This is a genomic window from Nocardiopsis sp. NPDC055879, from assembly GCF_053615935.1.
In genome coordinates this window covers 101,693-121,235 of record NZ_JBSHCT010000002.1, presented here as the reverse complement: position 1 = coordinate 121,235, position 19,543 = coordinate 101,693, and the positions used below count along the sequence as shown (strand labels likewise).

Here is a 19,543-nt window from a genome sequence, read left to right as displayed (position 1 = left end):
GTGGCCTTTCGTGGGGGATGGGGGCCGTGCGGCCGGCTTCATCTTGCCCGGCCGGCCCCCTGCCCTCAAGCCCCACTCACGGCTCGTCCTCATTGCCGCGCGCGATCCCCTTGTGGTGTCAGGGACGGCGAGTGGACAGGACGCAGAACTCGTTGTCCTCCGGGTCGGCCATAACGACCCAGCTGAACTCGCTCTGCCCATTGTCTACTCGGCGGGCACCGAGTTCGACCAGACGGCGGACCTCGTCGGCCTGCTCCCGGTCGGTGGGGTTGACGTCGATGTGCAGCCGGTTCTTGACGGACTTGCCCTCGGGCACACGGGCGAAGGTCAGCGCCGGAGGCACCGGCCCCACGCGCTTCTCGTCCTCTGTGGCCGTGGCCGGGCCGATGGCGACGAACGCGCCTTCGTCCTCCACCCCCAGCACCCTGTAGTCCAGGACCGCGCACCAGAAGCGGGCGAGCACCTCCGGCTCCGCGCAGTCGATCGCGAGCTCGCTGAACTTGCTGGCCATGTCGGAACCTCCGGATCGAGCCGTGTGGGTCGGATCGGGTGCAGATCAGATTCTGCTTATACCACGTCCACCTTCCCCCATGTCCACTTTGACGTCCTTTAGAGTCAGCCGGTGGTCTTTCGGTGTGCTCGTATCGTCATTAGGTCAATCCGAGGGCTCATCCTCGCGCATGTCGAGTACCACCGAAGTGACCCACTCGGCGATTTCAATATCGCCATGGCTTCCGGCGACTCGGCCAGATCTGGAATGCTCGGGGGCGCCCAAGGTTCTGTGTCGAAAGTACTCGGTTGACTTATCCACATGCCTTTCGTTCGCGTGGTCGCCGAGGCCCTCACTCACCTGGATGCTTTCCCCAGGAAGGCCCTTGCTAGGGTCGATTCCGTCGAATCCGGGGTCCGAATCTGCTGCTGGCTCGGGTTCTTTTGTGAACTTCTCCGGATCGGGGTTTCGGGCAGGGGAATGCGCGGGAGCCCAGGGGTCCCCCCGAAATCAATGGGATCACGAGAAGAGCCCTCGCACCAGACCACGGTTCACACCTGTGGATAACTCTGCGAAGGGCCACCCGGGGCCCGCACCAACTCGGTAAGAAGGTTCCCGGGCGGAATCCGGTGACCCGGTGCGGGGTGCGGGCGACGGGGCCACCGGGTTTGGGACCTACTCCCGGGGCGGCTCGCGCAACCAGGGCTCGGGCAACGGGGAGCGTTCGACCAGCGCGTCGTTCAACCGTCGCCAGTACCGGCCGGCCTCGGCCAACGCCCGCCAGGCGACCACCACTCCCCCGACCTCGCGCAGCGCCTCGCTCACCGAGTCGTAGCAGTGAGTGGCGTAGTCGTAGGCGATCCCCCGCTCGTCCGGCGGGGCGGACGGCCGCACCATGGAAGCGAGCCAGGTGGAGGGCAGGGGCTCACCGGAACGGATCCGACGATCGAGCTCGGAGAAGAGGCGGTCGGCCCGAGCCAGCGTCCAAGCGGCGTGCGCAGGTCGGCCGGGGTGGTCGAGGAGCCGGCAGATCCCCGCGACCAACTCGTCGGACCGCGTGGTCTTGGAGGTCGAGGCGGTCGGGTGAACGAGTGAGAGCGCGGCGGGCTCGGAGGACTCGGAGAGTCCGGGAACGTCGGTGCTCATGCGCAGCACGCCCTCACGGTCGCCTCGGGCAGATTCTCGGCGTAGCGCCGAACCCGACGGGAGCGGCGGCGGATTTCCGAGGTGAGCTGGTGGGCGTAGCCGTAGGGGGTGGTGTGCAGGCCTCGCGAGGGGTGAGAGAGCCGTATGAGCATGGCGAGTAGGGCCAGTAGGATCTTCATTGTCGTCCTGTCTTAGTCAGGTCGGCCATGGCCCCGGGGCGTGTGTCCGCACGTCGCCGGGGTTCTTCCTTGCTTCAGCGTGATCGTACCTTAACCCTTTCATGCACTGCTATAGAATTACCCAACCTGATTCTGACCGGCACTCCATGCCAACGTCGTCTGTATGAGTGAAGTGAGCATCCCTGCTGGTTACAGCGCTGACAGCGAACTCGATCACGATGGACCGGATCCGGTGTGGCTTCAGCTGGCCGCAGTGTTGATCGCTCGTATCGAACGTGGTGACTACCCGGCGAACCGTCCGATCCCGAGCATCGCCGGCCTGGTTCAGGAGTTTGGGCTCGCCAGAGGCACAGTCATCAAGACGACAGCTCTCCTTGAGGAGAAGGGCCACGTGCGGATCGTGGCGGGCAAGGGAGTATTCGTCCTACCTCAGGACTGACGACCTGCCGGGTCACCGGAAGAGAGATTCGGTCACTACGACCCCAACGGACAGAGCTGCCGAAGGTTCAGTGCGGAGCGTATCCAAGCCGTGACCGTAGAATTGTCGGCTTCGCCCCTGTAAGGGCGCCCCACGCGCAGAAAACCTCGAAGAGAATCCTCGAAACAGTCGCGCGGGCGCGCCCGCGTCCTACATAATTCTTATCGAGGGTGGGGACGGCCCGCCGGGGGTTTCACTACTCGTTTTCCCCGGTGGGCCCTCTTCCGCCACTCACCTTTCCCGGGATATGTGATTTGCGGTGGGGACTAATCAACTTCCCGGGATTCGGCCTCAGGGCCGGGGCTCTCCGTTGAGGAGAATGGGGGAACTCCGTGGGTGCTGTTGGCAGAGGGAGCAGCCGGGGGTACGGAGTGATCAACAAGAGAGTCCCGGTCCTGTGACTGAATCCTGCTCTGCAGGTACTGGACCTGAGTGGTCAGCGCGTCCAACTTCGCGATCACCTCGTTGTGCTGGACCAGTTCGAGCTCTTGGTCCTCTTCCCAACGACCTTCGCTGTACTCCTGCTCCATCGCGGTGACGATCACACCGATCACCAGGTTCAGCATGATGAACGCCGTGAGCACGATGTACAGGACGAAGAAGATCCACGCGTTGGGATGTTGTTCCAACACCGCATCCGAGACGTCCGGCCAGTTCTCCGTGGTCATGAGCAGGAACATCGTGTACAGCGTGGTGCCGAGGTCACCGAAGAACTCGGGCACGTCCTCGCCGAACATCTGCTGTCCGAGGATCGCCGACACGTAGATGACGATCAGCAACAGCCCGATCACCGTGCCCATGCCGGGGACCGCCTTGAAGAGCGCTCCTATGATCTGGCGCATCTGCGGGACCGCGGTGATGAGTCGAAGGATGCGCAGCACTCGCAGGATCCGCAGCACCGCGAACGGTCCGGTCGACGGGATCAGCGAGATGACGACCACACCGAAGTCGAACCAGTTCCAGGGATCTTTCCAGAACCTGCCCCGCCAGGCGTAGAGCTTCAGCGTCATCTCGATGGCGAAGATACCGATGAAGATCCGCTCCGCGATGAGGAGATACGGAAGGGCAGAACCCCCATAAGTGGCCCATCCCAATATGATGGCGTTGGCCAGAATCACGCAGAACATCGTGTTCGAGAACCATCGGCTCTCCACAAACTTGGTGACCTGGCCGCGCCGCAATGCCACTTCCCCCTCAACGTTGAGACCTTGCAATAGGACAAGGTTCGCCAAATATATCGAAGCCCTTGTTCACGCTTCGAAGTGCCCTTGCTCGCCGAAGTACATCCATACGACCACAGAGTCGATGGTCCCCCTCCCCGACGACGGACACCACCCCCATGACGTTACGACGATCCCGCACCGAACGAGTCGACAAACCGCGACCCGAGACCCTGATCAGGGGTACTTTCCGGGGCTCGTCAAGGGGTGCGCTCCACCACAGCCCGGATGACGAAGCGGCCGCATTCGGCCACCCCACGGACGCAAGAACACCCGCCCACGCGATACGCCCGACGTTCGGTGACCGATAAGGCGCACGATGCGCCGCGCGCATAGGGGATGACAGCGTCGGAGTGGGTGAGATAAGAGGGTCCCGCCGCTGGTATGTTCACCTCTGGCCTCGGTGACGCTCCGAGCCGCTGCCCCTGCCCAGCGCCCCCGACCGAGGAAGAAGCATGGCGGAGCTGAAGTACTTCACCGGTTCGATGAATTCGGGCAAGAGCACCATGGCCCTCCAAGAGCACCACTCTCGCGGGGGTGAGGGTGTGCTCTACACGAAGCAGGACCGGGCAGGCTCCGGGATCATCTCGTCCCGGCTGGGCTTGAAGTCCCCCGCGATCGAGGTGGGGGACGTCCTGGACCTGTACGACGACGTCGCCGACCGCAAAGCCCCGTACGTCATCTGTGACGAGGCCCAGTTCCTGTCCTACAAGCAGGTCGGACAGTTGGCGGGCGTGGTCGACGGCATGGACATCGACGTGTACTGCTACGGGATCCTGACGGACTTCCAGGGGCAGTTGTTCCCGGGCTCGAAGCGCCTGGTGGAGCTGGCCGACAAGATAGAGGTTCTGCCGGTCTACGCGCGCTGCTGGTGCGGCAACCGTGCCACGCATAACGCGCGGGTGGTCGATGGCGTGATGGTTTACGAGGGCGCGCAGGTCCACATCGGTGGCAACGAGTCGTACACGACCCTGTGCCGCCACCACTTCATGGCCGGCATCGCTTAACCCAGGTTACGCCGACCGTGACCATTTTTACTGCCCTACTCCTCAGGAATTCTACTCCCAAGGGTGATTGACAGCTGAGGCCCAAATTTACGCGCCTCCCCTGTGAAAGCAGTAGATGTAACCTCATCACTTGACGAGAGGCGAATTGCATAGGTTGCACTTCTCTGCTGAACCAGCATTACATATACGGATTTCGAATTATCTTCCAAGGAACCGTAATAATAATGGGATTCGTCCCCCATATCTGCAACACCGGACTCTGCAACCACCATTTCCGATTCAACCTGAGCACGAAGTTCTTCTAGGTCGACAGAGGCGAGATCATCCCTACTCCCGTCCGGCGTATAGATAATCGCCCTATAGGAGAAGTCGAACTCCCAGGGAACAGTATAAGCCCCCGAAGGCGACATCGTCCCACCACAATCATCCGACCGGACAAGGTCCCCTTCAGCGGGCATCCCGCCATCAGTTGACGAATCTTCGTATTCCCCCTCCGATGCACTGAAATTGAGATTCAGCTCTCGAATAGAAGGAAGAGTTCTTCCGCAAAGATCGAACTTATCATCGAGGAATTCTTCCCGTGGAGTTACACTTTGATTAGCAATCGGAGCCGGAGAATCACCTGGCGAAATACCTGATGAAGCTACATTTAGGAACGTACTGAGAATACCGACGATCACCCCGAAGACACCAAAGGCAGCGAGGGTTCCACAGCCGAAGACGGCGGTGGCGGCCTTCCAACCGTGCAGACCCTTCTTCGCCGGCTCCTTGTGCTTTGTTTCTTCTTCGGTCTTCGTATCCGACAAGGTTAAGCCTGCGCTTCCAGCTGAGCCTTCACTTCGGGGTGCTCAAGCGGACGGGTGAACCCCACGATGTCCGCACGATTGGGGTCATCGTACTCGCGCACCGCGATCGGTCCACAGTTGGTGCACCAGGCCTCGACCATCAGTCCGTCACCGACGACCATTCCCATGTGACCGGGCCCTGGGGGCTCCCCCGCCCGCGTGACATCAAAGAAGACCAGGTCACCAGGTTGTTCATCCCCTATCGGAACTTCTGGACCAAAGTTCCACTGGTCCTGAGAAACCCGAGGAACAGTCACCCCGATGCTCTCGTAAGCCTTCATGGTCAAACCGGAGCAATCGAACCCGTTCGGTCCCGTCCCACCCCAGACATACGGCTTTCCGCGCTGGTCGAGAGCCCAATCGACGACGGCCTGAGTCAAGTCGTCCGGGGCACTGCCGATCGGCGCACCATCCTGGTCCACCTGGCAGAGCACCGCCGTACGAACGGAGTCGGTGGAGTTGAATTCACCTTCCGCGTAGCGGTCGGCCCACTCCAACACATCGTCCACGTACCACCAGGCGTGGTTGTAGCCATAGATGGCCTGCCGCACATCGTCTTCGATCCCATGGGCGATGAGATAGTCGGCAGAGGCCGGGATCGCGTCGGCGGGGTCGTACACGTTGACGACCCCGTCGTCGTTCCCATCCAAGCCATAACCCTGTTCCGGGCGTTCCTCCACAGCCTGGATCGGTTCACCGCCCCAACTGTTCCCGGCGGCAGAACCGTCCAAGGCCCCGAACTGCATCGGTCCGGCGGCGCCCCAGTCGTTGTGGCCTTCGGTGATCCCGGGCCCCTCCCAACGACCGTGGTGCGACTCGACCTGGCCGACCCCGGCGAGGATGTTCCACGGGATCCCTCGGTCCTCGCCCACGTCCTGGTAGATCTCCAGGTAGTTCTCGGGAATGGAGTCCATGGCGTACTCGCTGCTGTCCGGCTGATCCGCGTCGGCGTTGGGACCACAGACCACCCCGGACGCGAGAAGAGTACCGACGTTGTTGGTGGTGATCGTGGGAACCAACATCAAGGTCAGAAAGACCAGACCGGCGACACCGATCACCGCGATCAGTCCGACTCGGGTCAGGCATGAGCCACCCGAATCAGGGGCCGAGGGTTGCCGCTGCCAGAGCACGTGACTACTCCTCCCCGAGCTGACCGGCCTCGGCGGGCTGGAAGTCGAAGACCTCCCAGGAACCGCCTTCCTTGATCACGGTGATGGCGAACTCTCCCAGCTCTTCGTCGAACTCGGCTTCGCCGGTCTCGGTGATGGACTGGGCCGTGACCACGAAGGTGATGGAGTCGGATCCGTAGGTGCGGATGGAATCGACCTCGGCCCGTCCCTGAGCGACGGCTTTCGCCTCGCTCCTCTCCTCCCAGAAGGCCCCTGCCCGGTTGGCGTCGGACAGCACTTCCGCGTACTCGTCCGTGGACAGAGCCTCCATCGACGCGTAGTACGACTCGGGAGGTTCGGAGTAGTCGATGGTCCCGTAGGCCTCGGCGAAAGCCTTGGCTGTCGCGCCGGCGGCCTGGAACTCCGCCTCGGTGAAGGGGAACCAACCGAGGACGTCCTGGTCCTCGGTGTCGGTGGTCGGGATCGGGCTCGGCGGCACCGTGGCCAGCCCACCGGGAGCACTTCCGGCCGGATCCGGTCCTTCCTCGGTGGGAGCGACCTCCCGAGGCGGCCCGGAGGCCCCCTCTTCTTCGTCGCTGAACCCACCGAGGCTGAAGTAGATCCCGAACCCGGCCAGGGCCGCGATCAGAACGATCACAACCAGCCGCTGTGTGCGCTCGGGGAGAGGGTTGGGCATGGTCTTCAGTTGCCTTGTCGTCTACTCGTCGGCTTAGTCATCATTCAGCCAGAAGGGCACGTCCCGCTTCCGGTCCCGGGTCGAGTTTCCACCCTCGCCCCAGAAGGGGGTGATGGGGGCGTTGTCACGACGCTTGTCGGAACCGGTCAGCCAACCGCCCTCACGGTCACCTCGGCCGCCGCTCGCGGGCGGCGGAGCCGGACGCGACGGACGCTGCGGAGCGGGACGGTCGCGCTTCTCCTGAGGAGCTCCCCACCGGGATCCACGGTTCCCGATGTTGCCCTGAGCGGGTGTCTCTCCACGGCCACCGAAGATGCCACGTCCGGAGCTGGGCTCTGGCCGCTCGGAGCTTGCGGCCCGAGAGTTCCCGGCACCGGCACCGAAGGTTCCGCCACCGTTGGAACCACCGCCGTCATTACGAGTCGGGCTGTCATTGCGTCCCCCGGTACCGAACACCGAAGCCCAACCGCTGTCGCCGGTTCCGGTGTAGCCACCCGCAGGCCTGGGTGGGATGTTCCCGTTGTTGGGGCTTCCGCTGCCGGTGAGGTTGGGGGCCTGATCGGTGGTGCGGTTACCGCCGTTTGGACGTCCGGCGCTCGCGGCGGACGCGGTGTCGCGCCGGTTGACGTTGAGGGGTGGCGGAGCCTCATTGCCGCGTACCCGGCCATATCCACCTGCGCCTCGGACTCGGGCAGGCTCTCCGGCCTCGCCGGGAGTCTCTTCGGGGGTTCGGCCATCGGTGGTGACACCAGGCGCTCCTGCGCCATTGGCCGGAACACCCGCTGCGGCGCCCGCGATCATTCCCGCTCGTTGACGGCCCCAGTTCTGAGCCTTGAGGTAGGCGACGGGGGGCAGGACAGCCGCGCTGTTTCCAAGCGCCTGACTGCGAGCCGCATCGCTGACGATCCGCGAGGTGAAGGTGTTCGCGTTCACCGAAGCGAACAGGTAAGCGAAGGTCTTGCGGTAGATGAAGAGCGCGAGGGTGAACAGAGCCAGCAGGATCATCTGCAGACCCCAACCGATGGGGGTCGACATGACGAGCCCGTAACACAAGACCAGCAGGGCGATCATCAACACCACGAAGATCTGCTTGAGCAGGAATCCCACCATCAGCTCCACCCAACGCAGCAAAACCGTGCGCCCGTAGCCAGGGTGGATACCGATGAGCAAGAAAACCGGGGAAATCATGAAGAGCAGCATGAAGCCGATCTTCAAAACAATTAGCGCCACAGACCCCGCAAGAATCAACCCGCCTGCGAAGAACGCAGCGAAGAGCGCCAAGGTCGCCACCCCAAGCCGACTCCCCGGATCCTCTCCGGAAAAGAGAGGGTAGACACTTGGATAGTTTTCTTGCACATCCGAAGCAATGGCCTCGTAGCTCTCTTGCTTATCAGTAATAAGAGCAGTGGCATCGAGTTCACCATCTGCGATTTGCTGTTGCTCAATTCGACTGATTCCCTGAGCAGCCAACAAATCTTCAGCGTGCAACTCGCCAGCGTTGATAGCCATGTCGTCATTGCCGAACTGGCCAGCCATCCAGGGCTGACATACCAGGCTCGACCACATCATGTCCGCGTTACGGCGGACCTGAAAATCCGCCTCTGACTCCCAGTCCGCACGTTCAGGAGGTTCTGCACCGGCCGGGCACGAAACAGCCGCCCCACCATAGGGAACTTGCCCGACAGCGCTGGTCACCAACTGAGTACCGGAGTTCACCAGACTGCTGCCCAACCCCATCACCTGTGCGGGGTTGATCAGGATCCACATCCCGAGCGCGGTCGCCGCCACCATCCAGATCGTCGACTCGATGGTCAGGGTCATTCGCTTACGGATCAGACCGAACCAGCCGAGCCAGATCGCACCCAGGATGACGATGGTCGGGATGAGCGGTCGCCACACGCCTTCGCGCAAGGCGATGACGACGTTTTCCACCGTCTCGGTGAAACTGGCGAGCAACCCGTCGGAGGTGGCCGCCTGGTAAACGGTGATCGTCGACTGGTTGATGGTCTTCGAAAGGTCCCAGGCCGAGTTCGCGAGGGTTGCCTGAGCTCCGTTCGCCATCCCGTCGACGCAGGACTCGGTGATCATGTGCCATTGCTGTCCGGCCGTTCCGTACTGGCCGTACATGCTGGCGTCAGGAGGCAGCCCGTCCGGGGATCCTTCGATCGCCGATTGCGATTGCGGGGGAACGAGAAGGCCATCGGATCCGCTGCCGGCGGACTCGGGAAGTGGAGCGGGCTGGCCTGGGCACAGGGGGTTGGCCGTCGCGCTGGTGAGCGGGATCAGGATGAACCCGCAGAGCATCAGGAACGTCATCAGGAGGCGTCGCCATCCCCGCCGGTGGACGTGCTGATGCGTCATCTGCTGAGCTCCTGCGTCGTGTGTTCGTCCGGGATGATGGCAGACCAGAAGGCCTCATGCCGCACACACGCCCACGCGCCACCCGGCACGCGGTCTGTCCGCGACAACAAGGCCCCCGCATGTCTTTACCCCATCCTCTATGGTGCGCCATCACCAGGCCGGGGGTTGGCTGCAACGCGACTCGTTTTCTTCTCGACACCTCCGGACCACTCCACCACCGGGGGGCGAATCACCGATTTCGTGACGTTTACGCAGGTAAAGACGCCGACCGGACACCCGTAACTCCCGATAACCGCGAGGCCACAATTTGCTGGCCACGAGGAGACTATGAGCGGCGTCACAGTATCTTTCGTAGCGAAAATCGGACATAGGACAATCTTTCAGACTGGGACCGGGTTCCTATAACTGCTTCGGTGGGAGCCGCAGCGTGTATTGACGTTGGGCCGAAACGGTCCCGGGACCTTCCCTGGCCGGGTCTCACCCTCCGTCCACGCACACCGGCACCTTCGCCCACCCTGCTCGTGTCGGTCCCGCTCCCAAGAACCGGATCCGTGAGCCGGACGTCTAGACGAACGGATGCCCGTGCGCGTTCCGCTCGCCTGGCTTCCGCGCCCCCGCACCCCCGCGTCCGCTTCCCCCGGTCACATCCGCCCACCGCTCCGGGAACCCCGGCGTCGCGAAGCCCGTCCTACCGAAACGCCCCTACCCCTGGCGCCCGTGCTCCCTCCGACGCTCACCACCCGGGTGACTTCACCCCCCGTGAAGCGCCACCTGGGCGAAGGCGGGGCACGCACGCATTCCGACAGGTGACAGGAGCCGTAAATGGCGGAGATCGCACGGAACTCCATCGTCGTTCCGGTCGACGACGGCATGATCCGCATCGCCGATTTCAAGGAGGTCGTGGACCCGAGCGTTCCCCGGCGAAGGATCTCGCCGGTCATCAGCGAGAGGGGCGACCACCTCTACATCCACTGTTCGGAGGGTGCGGACCGTGTGCGGGTGACCGCTCGCTTCTTCGACGCTCCAGGGGAGGGCGGCGACGCGTCGATGGTGGACACGGGGACCGCACGGTTGACCCTCCGCTCGCAGTTCCTGGCGGTCCAGGGCGCCCCTGGGAGCAACTTCCTCTGGGGTGCGCCCTTTCAGGGGCCGGCACGGGTCAGGGTCTTCCATACGGGACTCTCCAAGGTCGACGATCCCGAGGACGAGAAGTACCTGCTGGACTTCGCTCCGGCCCGTTGAAGGGCGGGCGCGGACGCAGGGAACCGAGTACCGTACGAGCCACCCCCTGTCCCTCCCCCGGAGTGTCATGAGTCCCGTTCCCCCCGCCCCCCGCCGGCCCTCAACGGAACCACCGAAGTCCTCGCCGGAGCGGGCGTTCCGGCGGACGCGGCTGCCGACCCTGGCCGCCACCGTGTTGCTCCTGCCGACGCTGGTGGCGGTGACGGTGATGCCGGTCGGCATGATCGTCGGGATCATCATGGTGTTCGTCTTCTTGCCCGGAAGCGTCGTCGGAGCCGTTCTCACCTACGGCGCCGCGCTGATCCCGTTGGTGGTCATCGCCACCGTGGCCCGTTACGCGCTCAAGCGCTCCGGGTGGCGGCGCCCCATGGGCATCGTGCTGGTGCTGTACGTGGCGTTGGCGCTGCCGCTGCTGCCGGTGAAAGCGATGGTGCTGCTGTCCGAGGCGCACGTGCTCCGCACCCCCGAGCCGGTCAGCATGCACTCCGAGGATCCGTCCTGGTTCCTGTGGGCCCATCTGCTCGTGGGCGCCGTCCTGATCGTCCTGGTGGCCGTGGAGTGTCTGGCCGTGGTGCGGGCGCGACGCGTCGGGGAGGGGGACGGGGGCGCAAGCGAGCCGACCGGTTCGGGATGGGGCGGGATCGGCGCGGCCGTCGTGGCCCTGTCGGTGGTGGCCGTGCCCATGTCGGTGCTCGCCTACGAGGGCGCGGCCCGGGAGACCGCCGCCCATGTGGCCGCGGACGTGGCGACCATCGGTGAGCGCGAGGACCCTCTGGCGGTTCTCGACCATCCCACGTGGGACCCCTGGTGGGTGAAGACGCGTGACGGCGACGATCGGGTGGAGGTCCACTACCGCCGGAAGCCCGAGGCGATCCTGGAGGTGCACACGGTCCCACTCGATTCCGACGTGGTCGCGTGCTGGGAAGAGTCCGAGGAATCGGACTGCGTAGTGATGGGGGTCCGGGTCCCCGGTTTGGGCGAAGGTGAACTTCGGGCAGCGACAGATCTGCACACCGCCTCAACGCCCACGGACACATCGACAGTCGTGTACCTGGAGATCGCGGGCAGCGACCTGATGGTGATGCTGCTGCCGGGAATCGATCAGAGCAAGAGTTTCCTGCAGGGGCGGGTGCCCTATGACATCTCAGCGGAGGAACTCTTGGACGCGGCCGAGGGGCTGTACCTGATGGACCAGGGCGACACCGAGGCGGTGCACCGGCTGGCCCTGGACGCCCACCTGGCGTGGTGATCGGCCGGATCCGGTGAGCCGGGTGGGCCGGATGATCGAACTCACCACGCGCATTCCCCCGGTAACGGAGAGGGAATGTTCGATGTTGGCGAGTGGGATCGACTGAACTTCGGTCGACTCAAGTGAACTCGGGGGACCCCGGGAGCTCGGGGGAATTCGGAGGGAACTTCTCCATACTTCTTCATGTCCGGATGAGGACACGGAAGACGGAAAATTCGGACTGGAGGGCGGGCATTCCAACCTTTGTCCGAGAGGAGTACGGGAGAAGTATTCGAGGACGCCGACGGAACGAATCGCGTGACCGACCGAGCAGGTACGGGCGCGTTCCGAGCCCTGGAAAAAGCTTGAAACACCGGCTCACACGACTGACCGATTGCGGTCAACCGCCCTTGGTCCCCAATGTGTTCATCAGCCCATCGGACTACAGTGGAGTTTCGGTTCCGACTGGTCATTGAAACGGCGCTCCCTCCCCTACCTCGCCACACCACACCGCATCGCCAGAAAGGAAACCTCCCCCATGTCGACCCCCGAACACGCCACCGTCGGCCGTTACGAACTTCGCGGGCGCCTGGGTTCGGGTGGGATGGGAACGGTCTGGCACGCGTTCGACCCGATCCTGCAACGGGACGTGGCGGTCAAGGAGGTCCTGCTGCCGGACGGCATGAGCGAGGAGGACCGGGTCGAGGCGCACGCCCGGACGCTGCGCGAGGCGCAGGCGACCGCGCGGATCCACCACAGCGCCATCGTCACCGTCCACGACGTGCTCGAACACGACGAGAGCCCGTGGATCGTCATGGAGCTGCTCAGTGGCTCCTCCCTGCACCACCACATCGAGGCGCACGGGCCCATGCCGGTGGAACGGGTGGAAGAGGCCGCCCGGGCGCTGCTGGGCGGGCTGAAGGCGGCGCACGCGGTCGGGGTGACCCACCGGGACGTCAAGCCCGCCAACATCATGCTCACCGAGGACGACCGGACCGTCCTGATGGACTTCGGGATCGCCAACGTCGACGGCAGCGCCGCGCTCACCCAGACGGGTGTGTACATCGGATCGCCCGAGTACATGGCTCCGGAACGGTTCGAGGGCGAGCGGGCGCTGCCGGCCTCGGACCTGTGGAGCCTGGGCGTGACCCTGTACTCACTGTTGGAGGGGCGTTCGCCGTTCAAGCGGGACAGCATCACGGGAATGATCAGCGCGGTGCTGACCGCCCCGGTCCCGCCACATCTGAGCCGGAACGAGGCGGCGGGTTCGCCGCGCGGGGCGGCTTTGCAGGCGCTCATCTCGACGCTGCTCACCCGGGACGTGGGCGCTCGGCCCGGCCCGGCGGAGGCGCTGGAGTTGTTGGAGCGGGAGCGGCAGGACGCGCAGAAGGACGTGCGGACCCGGAAGGCGGCGCTGCCGGAGGAGACGACGGTGGAGTCGGCGGCCGTGGAATCCGCGGCGGTTTCGGAGACGGTTTCGGAAGCGGTGGGGCCTGCGGCGGGGTCGGAGCCGGACGCGGGACGGGCGGAGGAGGTGCCTCAAGCGCCGGCACGAGAACCGGCTCAGGGGACGCCTGGGCAGGGGGAGCGGCGGGTGGGTGGTCCGGTACCCGGGACCCCCGCTCGGAGAGTTCCGGTGTGGCAGGGACCGGTACGGCAGGGGCCGGCGCGAGGCGCCCCGGCCGGTGGCACCCCCGCGCAGGGTCCCCCGGCTCGGAATCAGCCCGTGCCCGCCTGGGGGCGAGCGACCCCGGTACCGCGTGGCCCTGTTCCCGCCCCTCGGCAAGGTGGGCGACAGCCCTTGGGCCGGACTCAGGCTCAGGCTCAGGCTCGGCAGCGGATCGACGCACGGGCCGGGCATCCGTCGCCCGTCCCGGCACAGGCGGGCGTGACCACCGAGGCGGCCCGGAACTTCCTCGAAGGCACCGGTTACACACCCATCGGGACCCCCGCCGCCACGGAACCGGAGAAGCCCGCCGGGGTGCTCACCGTCATGGGCATGCTCGGCGTCAACGCGGTGGTGCTGTTCGTCTTCACCGTCGTGACCATCGTCGGTTCGACGAACTCGGCCGCTTCGTCGTGGGGCACGGCCCTGTTCCTCGGCACGTGGGGGTTGCTGTCGGCGGTCGGTGCGCTGGCGCTGCCGACCCGGTCCCGGCCGGTGTTCGCGCTGGTGGTGGTCGGGCAGGCCTGCGGGGCGGTGTTCTTGGGCCTCCGCGTGTTCGAGGTGATCATCCACAGCCCCGACCTGATCGTGCTCTACGTGTTGGCGTTGCTGTACACGGGCACGGTCGGAGGGTTGCTGCTCCTACCGGCGCCCTCCCGTGCCTTCTTCCGTCTGGGGTGAGGGGTTCCGCCTCTGGCGAGGGGGCTCGGGTTCGTGGGGTGTCGCCCTCCGGTCTCGGCAGGGCCCGAGGCGATCCGGGGCGGCACGAAGTGGGCGGAGCCGATGGCTCCCCCGAGATCGATGGAATCACGTCCGAGGGTCGCGCGCCGGCCCGAACCCGCGCGCCTGTGGATGACCCGTCACCGGCCGGGTGAGCCTCCAGCACCTAATCCCACGCGATGGTGCGGACGCCCTCCTTCTCCGGCAGGCCCGAGTCACCGTCCAGGGCGAGCCGGCACACCAGGTCCTCGGCGTCCGCCAGGTCGCCGAAACACCCGTACGACATCCGCCGGTCCGGGTCCGGGTTCTCCAGCCACAGGGTGTGCTCGTCCTGCCACAGCAACTGCAACGTGGCGCCCGTGAACGACCGGAAGACCAGGAACGCCCCGAGGCTCGGGGTGGTCCGGTAGAGCAACGAACGCGCCTCGGCCAACTCCAGGAGCACGGCGGACACCCGCGAGGCGGTGCCCAGGGGGTGGGGGTCGTCGTGGGCGACCTCCACGAACCCGGTGGGGTCGGGGCGGGCGTCGCGGGCGGGCAGTGACCCGTCCACCGCCCAGCGTCCCAGGATCTCGTCGAGGTGGCGGCGGTCCAGGCGGCGCTCGGACCCCAAGACGCGCATGCGGTCGAAGTCGCGGTCCAGGGTGATGCTCGCGCCGGTGATCAGGCTGGTGACCGTGACGGACATGTCGGAGGGCAGCCAGGGCAGGAACAGGCGGGTGAACTCGCGGACCGAAACGCAGCGGTTCCGGTCCTCGCCCCACCAGGTGAGCCTGTTGTAGACGGGACTGGTGAGCACCACGTCGACCGTGGGTTCGCGGTCCACGTCCGGGCCGGGGTGGGCGGCCGACTGGCCGAGCCGACGACAGCGCCACTCCATGTCGATCCGGATGCGGTTGACCGACTCGTCCGTCCACATCGCGTCCAGGCCGTGGGCCTGGAGCACTTCCAGGATCTCCTTGGCGACGGCGTGGGTGAGACGCCCCTGGCCGGGGTCGAAGGTCAGCCACAGACCCTCGCCGGCGAACGCCAGCTCGATGTCGGTGTCGAAGAAGTAGACGACCGCGCGCGCCCGCGGGTCCTGGGCGACGGCGAGCCGCCACAGGTGGACCTCGCCACCGCTGTCGGCGAGGCAGCCTTCGCAACAGTCCAACGCCTCGAAGTAGGGAACGCCGATCGCGGCGAGGGCCTGACCCGCGCGTTCGAGCCGGTCCACCTCGGTGCGTACCGGCCACTTGCGCTGCCACCGCAGATGTCGGGCGAAGGCCCGGTCCAGGATCTCCCGTAGCACCTGCGTACCGGGATGCCGCACACGAGGATCGGGGCCGCCGTTCTCCGCCAGCGTGTCGGACACCTCGGTGAGGATCTCCCCGAACCCCTGCCGGCCCGTCGCGACGCGGACGGCCATCTCCTCCCGGAGGGCGGCATGCGGGTCATCGCCGCTCACCCGTTCAACATTCATTCGCACAATGTGCCAGACCCGGGCGGCCCGTGTGCGGGGAACCGACGAAGCTCCACCGACCGATTTCGGCCACGGTCCCGCGAAGCCTCTCGAAGGACCTCGAAGGCGCCGTCGTGGTCAGGCGGAGATACCGCTCAGCCCCGTGGCGGCGGCGTGCACGCGGGCGGCTCCCTCGTCCCGAATCCTCCTGGCGGCCTCGGCGGTCCGGGTGAGTTCGGCGACCTCCGGGGACTCCTCCGCCAGCAGGGACGCCTCGATCCTCAGATCCGCGTAGGCGTCGAGCGCCCTGACGGCCTCCTCGCACTGTTCCCATTCCCGGTGGGCCGCCACCGCGGTCTCCACCAGGTGCCCGTACTCGACGATCTGCTCGACCCGGGTGCGGATGTGCTCCTCGGTGGCGACCAGGTGTTCCTGGTGCGCGTGGAGCACCCGGCGAACCCGGTCGGTGGTGGCGTGTCGCCGGCGCAGGAGGTACTCGCGCCGCAGTTCCCGTTGTCTGGAGAGCAGGGAGGCGATGCGCCACTCCTGTTCGCGCAGCACGGCGAGTCCGCGGTCGGTGTCGAGGGCGTCGGAGCCGGCCAGCTCCACCCGGGCGTCGACGACCTGGTCGATGGTGTGCTGCACGTCCACCAGCAGCCCGTGGTCGGCGGCGCTGATGTCCGCGGGCAGCAGGACGCGGTCCCGGTGGTCGGCCCGTGGTCGCCGTCTTCGGCCGGAGGTCAGCACGTCGGCGGTGACGGTGCCGGTGAGCAGCGCGAACAGCGTTCCCGAGGTGAGCACGGGTGACACGAGGGGCATGACGCCGAACAGCCACAGGGGTGTGACGGCCAGGGCTCCCGCGCCGATCAGTCCGCCGGTGACTTGTACCCAGCGGGCGGCGTCGGGGCGCAGTCCCATCGCGGTGACGTAGGTGACCAGGCTGATGGTGGCGATGGCCATGCCCAGGAAGCCGTCGGCCAGCCCCAGTGCGATGGCGAGGGTGAAGCCCACCCAGAAGAGTTGGGCCCAGGCCTGGCGAAGGCGTTCGGAACGCGGGAGTCCGTCGCTCCGGCCCGCGCGGGGGTGCGGGGCGGTGGTGGCCCAACGGTAGGCGTCCTCGCGGGCGTCCTCTGGCAGGGCGGTGTCGACTACGGGGCGGGGCCGGCTGACGTCCTCACTCATGGGCGATCCCTTGTGAGTGGTGGGGGTCCGGGGAGGGCTTCCCCTATAGATCCCCACCACCGGGGCGCCCTACTCCTCGCGGCCGTTTGCGGACACCAACGGCCGTTCTCGGGTGGGGTTGGTGTCCAGCCACCGCAGCAACGACTCCGAGACGAGGTCGACGGCGATGCGCCCGGTGCGGCCGTCGAGATCGCGGAAGAGGCACTCACCGTTGCCGAGGTTGCGCAGCACCGCCATGTGGTCCTCGTTGGTGTCCACGCCGAGCAGGTCCATGACGCTGGCGACCTCGTGCGCCTCGCTGGAGCGGAACGCGAACACCGACGACAGACAGTTGGTGACCTGTTCGTTGAGCATGTCGCCGGCGTTCTGGGAGACGAGGATGAGCGCGGTGTTGCGGGAGCGACCCATGCGGGACACCTCCGGGACGAGCTTGGCGCCCTCGGGGGTGGAGGTGACCGCCCACGCCTCGTCCAGGAAGATCGCCTTGGGCAGGCGCCGGTCGAGGCCGTTCATGAGGCGGCGGGCGAACTGCGACACCAGGTAGAGCAGGGCCACGGACAGGCGCTGTTCGTAGGAGTAGTCGTCGCGGTGGACTCCGGAGTCGGGCAGCGTGAGGCCGCCCAGGGTGAACACGGTGGTCCATCCCTCGGTGTCGATGCGCGCCTCGCCCTGGGGGTCGAAGCACAGGGAGGCCAGGCGCATCTCCGCCATGGACCCGAGCACCGCGCCGAGGTTGCGGGAGGCGGCATCCTCGGAGGCGGTGAGGTGGTCGACGACCTTGGCCAGGGACGGTTGTGGTTGGTTGGCGACGGTGGCCACGGCCTGGATCATCGCGGACTCGCGTTCCTCGCTCATGCGGGGCAGGAGCAGGCGCAGCGTCTCGGTGGCCATGGTCTTCTTCGCGGCGAGGTCGTCGCCGAACGCGAAGGGGTCGAGCAGGCCGGGCTGGGCCGAACCCAGCGACATGATCCTGGCCTTGCGGCCGCGGTGCTTGAGCAGCTCCACGAGGGATTCGGCGTCGCCCTTGGGGTCGATGGCGGCGACGGTGACCCCGCGCAACGCGAGCTGGTAGATCATCAGCAGCGCCAGGGTGGTCTTGCCACCGCCGGGTTCGCCGGTGATGGCGATGGCGGTGGGGCGGTTGCGGGCGGCGGCGACCATGGGGTCGAAGTGGACGATGGAGCGCGCCCGGCCGGTGGTCTCGCCGACGTAGGGGCCGACCCACCCGCCGCCGGAGGCGTCCTCGCGGTCGCCGACGTCGACCGTGGCGGTGGGCATGCCGCCGGCGATGGTGCGCAGCGGCTGGCGCTGGGCGTAGGCGTTCAGACGGATGCGGTCACCCGGCAGGGACTCGTTGAACAGGGAGAACTGGTCGCCGGTGGAGTTGATGACGTCGATGCCGATGTCGCGGTAGTGCTCCACGACGGCCTCCACCTGCTGCACGAGGAGACGTTCGGTGGGCGCGGACACCATGAGTCGGTGCCAGCCGTACACGAACGGCAGGCGTTCCTTGGTGATGCCGTGTTCGAGCATGCGGGCGGCGTCGATCTGCTCCGCCAGGGCGATGGGCGCCTCCACGCCGGCCTCGCGAATGTGCGCGTCCATGTCCCGCGCGTGCGCGAGCTTGCGGCCCACGTCCTTGGACGCCTTCGCCGGCGGGATGAGCTTCATCCGCAGGGACAGCTCGACGGGGAAGGGCAGCGCGTCGGCGTGGTGCAGCCAGGGTTCGCCGTCGGGGAAGGGCATGAGGTCGGGGAAGCGGGAGAAGGACAGGAACGCCACATGGGTGGAGCCGGCGGGTTGTTCCAGGCGCAGCATGGAGCGGCCGTTGTGGACGACTCCGTCGACGAGCGCCTCGATCTCTCCGCGCCCCCAGGTGCGGCGGCCGGCCGCGGAGGGCTGGATCTCCTCGGCGGTGCCGGAGACGGCGTGCCGGATGAGCCAGGCGATCTCGTCGGCGGAGGCGTGGCGGGCGTGCAGGGAGCTGGCGGAAAGGGCGCGGCCCAGTCGCTCGGACTGGTCGGTCCAGCGGGCGAGTTCCTTGTCCTCGATGGCGTCGTCGTTGATGCCGAGGACCTGCTCGGTGCGCTGGTAGGCGCCGAACACCTGGGAGAACAGTCCCATCCCCACGCCGGCGTTGCGCTGTCCGAGGCGCACGCCGAGGTAGACCTCCTTGGTCCAGAAGTCCTTGGCCCACACGTGCCGGTACATCTCGTCGAGGTAGTCGTACCAGCCGGGGCCGCTGTCGGCGGTGCCGTCGAGTTCGGTGGCCCACTGGGCGGCCGGGTAGGTGCGGTGGGCGACCCGCAGGTGCACCTCGGCGTCGTTCATGCGGATGGCGGCGAGGGCGATGGTGATGTTCGTGGCGAGGGCCTGGCGGTCCTCGGGCGTGGTGAACTCGTAGGAGACCGTCGGGAGTCGGAAGTAGGCCCACGCCTCGTTGTCGCTGAGGAGGACCCGGTCGTCGAAGTAGCGGACCGCGAGACGGGTCGCCCCACGAGTCCCCCTGGTACCGGTCATCGCGCGATCGCC

16 protein-coding genes are annotated in these 19,543 nt (G+C 66.3%); 5 read left to right on the top strand and 11 right to left on the bottom strand.

Going from position 1 to position 19,543, the window contains the following annotated elements; translation table 11 throughout:
- Positions 1-118 precede the first annotated feature (118 nt).
- The 3 genes from ACWGKS_RS02780 to ACWGKS_RS02770 form a co-directional block, all read right to left on the bottom strand.
- On the bottom strand, positions 119-511 hold the full coding sequence (locus ACWGKS_RS02780; RefSeq protein WP_358513513.1) for a VOC family protein: 393 nt from the start codon (positions 509-511) through the stop codon (positions 119-121).
- Positions 512-1,165: 654 nt separating this feature from the next.
- A complete protein-coding gene (locus ACWGKS_RS02775) occupies positions 1,166-1,636 on the bottom strand; it encodes a hypothetical protein (protein WP_358513569.1) in 471 nt (156 codons plus the stop codon).
- Positions 1,633-1,815, bottom strand: coding sequence for a hypothetical protein (locus ACWGKS_RS02770; protein ID WP_358513511.1), 183 nt, complete (start codon positions 1,813-1,815; stop codon positions 1,633-1,635). The genes ACWGKS_RS02775 and ACWGKS_RS02770 overlap by 4 nt, the downstream gene beginning before the upstream one ends.
- Positions 1,816-1,978: 163 nt before the next feature.
- Between ACWGKS_RS02770 and ACWGKS_RS02765 the strand changes: the two genes are divergently transcribed.
- Positions 1,979-2,254, top strand: coding sequence for a GntR family transcriptional regulator (locus ACWGKS_RS02765; protein WP_358516376.1), 276 nt, complete (start codon positions 1,979-1,981; stop codon positions 2,252-2,254).
- A gap of 305 nt (positions 2,255-2,559) precedes the next feature.
- Here the strand turns inward: ACWGKS_RS02765 and ACWGKS_RS02760 are convergent, their stop codons facing one another.
- Positions 2,560-3,420, bottom strand: a complete 861-nt coding sequence (locus ACWGKS_RS02760) for an ion transporter (protein ID WP_358516379.1) — start codon at positions 3,418-3,420, stop codon at positions 2,560-2,562.
- Between the two features lie 548 nt (positions 3,421-3,968).
- Between ACWGKS_RS02760 and ACWGKS_RS02755 the strand changes: the two genes are divergently transcribed.
- Positions 3,969-4,520 carry a thymidine kinase gene (locus ACWGKS_RS02755; protein WP_358514680.1) on the top strand — a complete coding sequence of 184 codons (552 nt, stop codon included), beginning with the start codon at positions 3,969-3,971 and terminating at the stop codon, positions 4,518-4,520.
- A gap of 35 nt (positions 4,521-4,555) precedes the next feature.
- Here the strand turns inward: ACWGKS_RS02755 and ACWGKS_RS02750 are convergent, their stop codons facing one another.
- From ACWGKS_RS02750 to ACWGKS_RS02735, 4 genes are all read right to left on the bottom strand, one after another.
- Positions 4,556-5,326 carry a hypothetical protein gene (locus ACWGKS_RS02750; protein ID WP_358514682.1) on the bottom strand — a complete coding sequence of 257 codons (771 nt, stop codon included), beginning with the start codon at positions 5,324-5,326 and terminating at the stop codon, positions 4,556-4,558.
- Between the two features lie 2 nt (positions 5,327-5,328).
- Complete coding sequence (locus ACWGKS_RS02745) at positions 5,329-6,387, bottom strand: C40 family peptidase (RefSeq protein ID WP_452455831.1); 1,059 nt, start codon at positions 6,385-6,387, stop codon at positions 5,329-5,331.
- A 112-nt stretch (positions 6,388-6,499) separates the two neighbouring features.
- Positions 6,500-7,171 carry a hypothetical protein gene (locus ACWGKS_RS02740; RefSeq protein WP_358514686.1) on the bottom strand — a complete coding sequence of 224 codons (672 nt, stop codon included), beginning with the start codon at positions 7,169-7,171 and terminating at the stop codon, positions 6,500-6,502.
- Positions 7,172-7,204: 33 nt separating this feature from the next.
- On the bottom strand, positions 7,205-9,487 hold the full coding sequence (locus ACWGKS_RS02735) for a conjugal transfer protein TrbL (protein WP_358514688.1): 2,283 nt from the start codon (positions 9,485-9,487) through the stop codon (positions 7,205-7,207).
- An 867-nt stretch (positions 9,488-10,354) separates the two neighbouring features.
- Here ACWGKS_RS02735 and ACWGKS_RS02730 point away from each other — a divergent pair.
- From ACWGKS_RS02730 to ACWGKS_RS02720, 3 genes are all read left to right on the top strand, one after another.
- Positions 10,355-10,774, top strand: a complete 420-nt coding sequence (locus ACWGKS_RS02730) for a hypothetical protein (protein WP_358514690.1) — start codon at positions 10,355-10,357, stop codon at positions 10,772-10,774.
- Positions 10,775-10,841: 67 nt separating this feature from the next.
- On the top strand, positions 10,842-12,023 hold the full coding sequence (locus ACWGKS_RS02725; RefSeq protein WP_358514692.1) for a hypothetical protein: 1,182 nt from the start codon (positions 10,842-10,844) through the stop codon (positions 12,021-12,023).
- Positions 12,024-12,540: 517 nt separating this feature from the next.
- Positions 12,541-14,349 carry a serine/threonine-protein kinase gene (locus ACWGKS_RS02720; protein WP_358514694.1) on the top strand — a complete coding sequence of 603 codons (1,809 nt, stop codon included), beginning with the start codon at positions 12,541-12,543 and terminating at the stop codon, positions 14,347-14,349.
- Positions 14,350-14,554: 205 nt separating this feature from the next.
- Here the strand turns inward: ACWGKS_RS02720 and ACWGKS_RS02715 are convergent, their stop codons facing one another.
- The 3 genes from ACWGKS_RS02715 to ACWGKS_RS02705 all read right to left on the bottom strand — a co-directional run bounded on the left by ACWGKS_RS02715 (position 14,555) and on the right by ACWGKS_RS02705 (position 19,531).
- Complete coding sequence (locus ACWGKS_RS02715) at positions 14,555-15,850, bottom strand: DUF6891 domain-containing protein (protein WP_358514696.1); 1,296 nt, start codon at positions 15,848-15,850, stop codon at positions 14,555-14,557.
- 117 nt (positions 15,851-15,967) lie between these two features.
- Positions 15,968-17,011 (bottom strand): hypothetical protein, encoded by a 1,044-nt coding sequence (locus ACWGKS_RS02710; protein WP_358514698.1) that lies wholly within the window; start codon positions 17,009-17,011, stop codon positions 15,968-15,970.
- 69 nt (positions 17,012-17,080) lie between these two features.
- Complete coding sequence (locus ACWGKS_RS02705; RefSeq protein ID WP_358514700.1) at positions 17,081-19,531, bottom strand: ATP-binding protein; 2,451 nt, start codon at positions 19,529-19,531, stop codon at positions 17,081-17,083.
- Positions 19,532-19,543 lie beyond the last annotated feature (12 nt).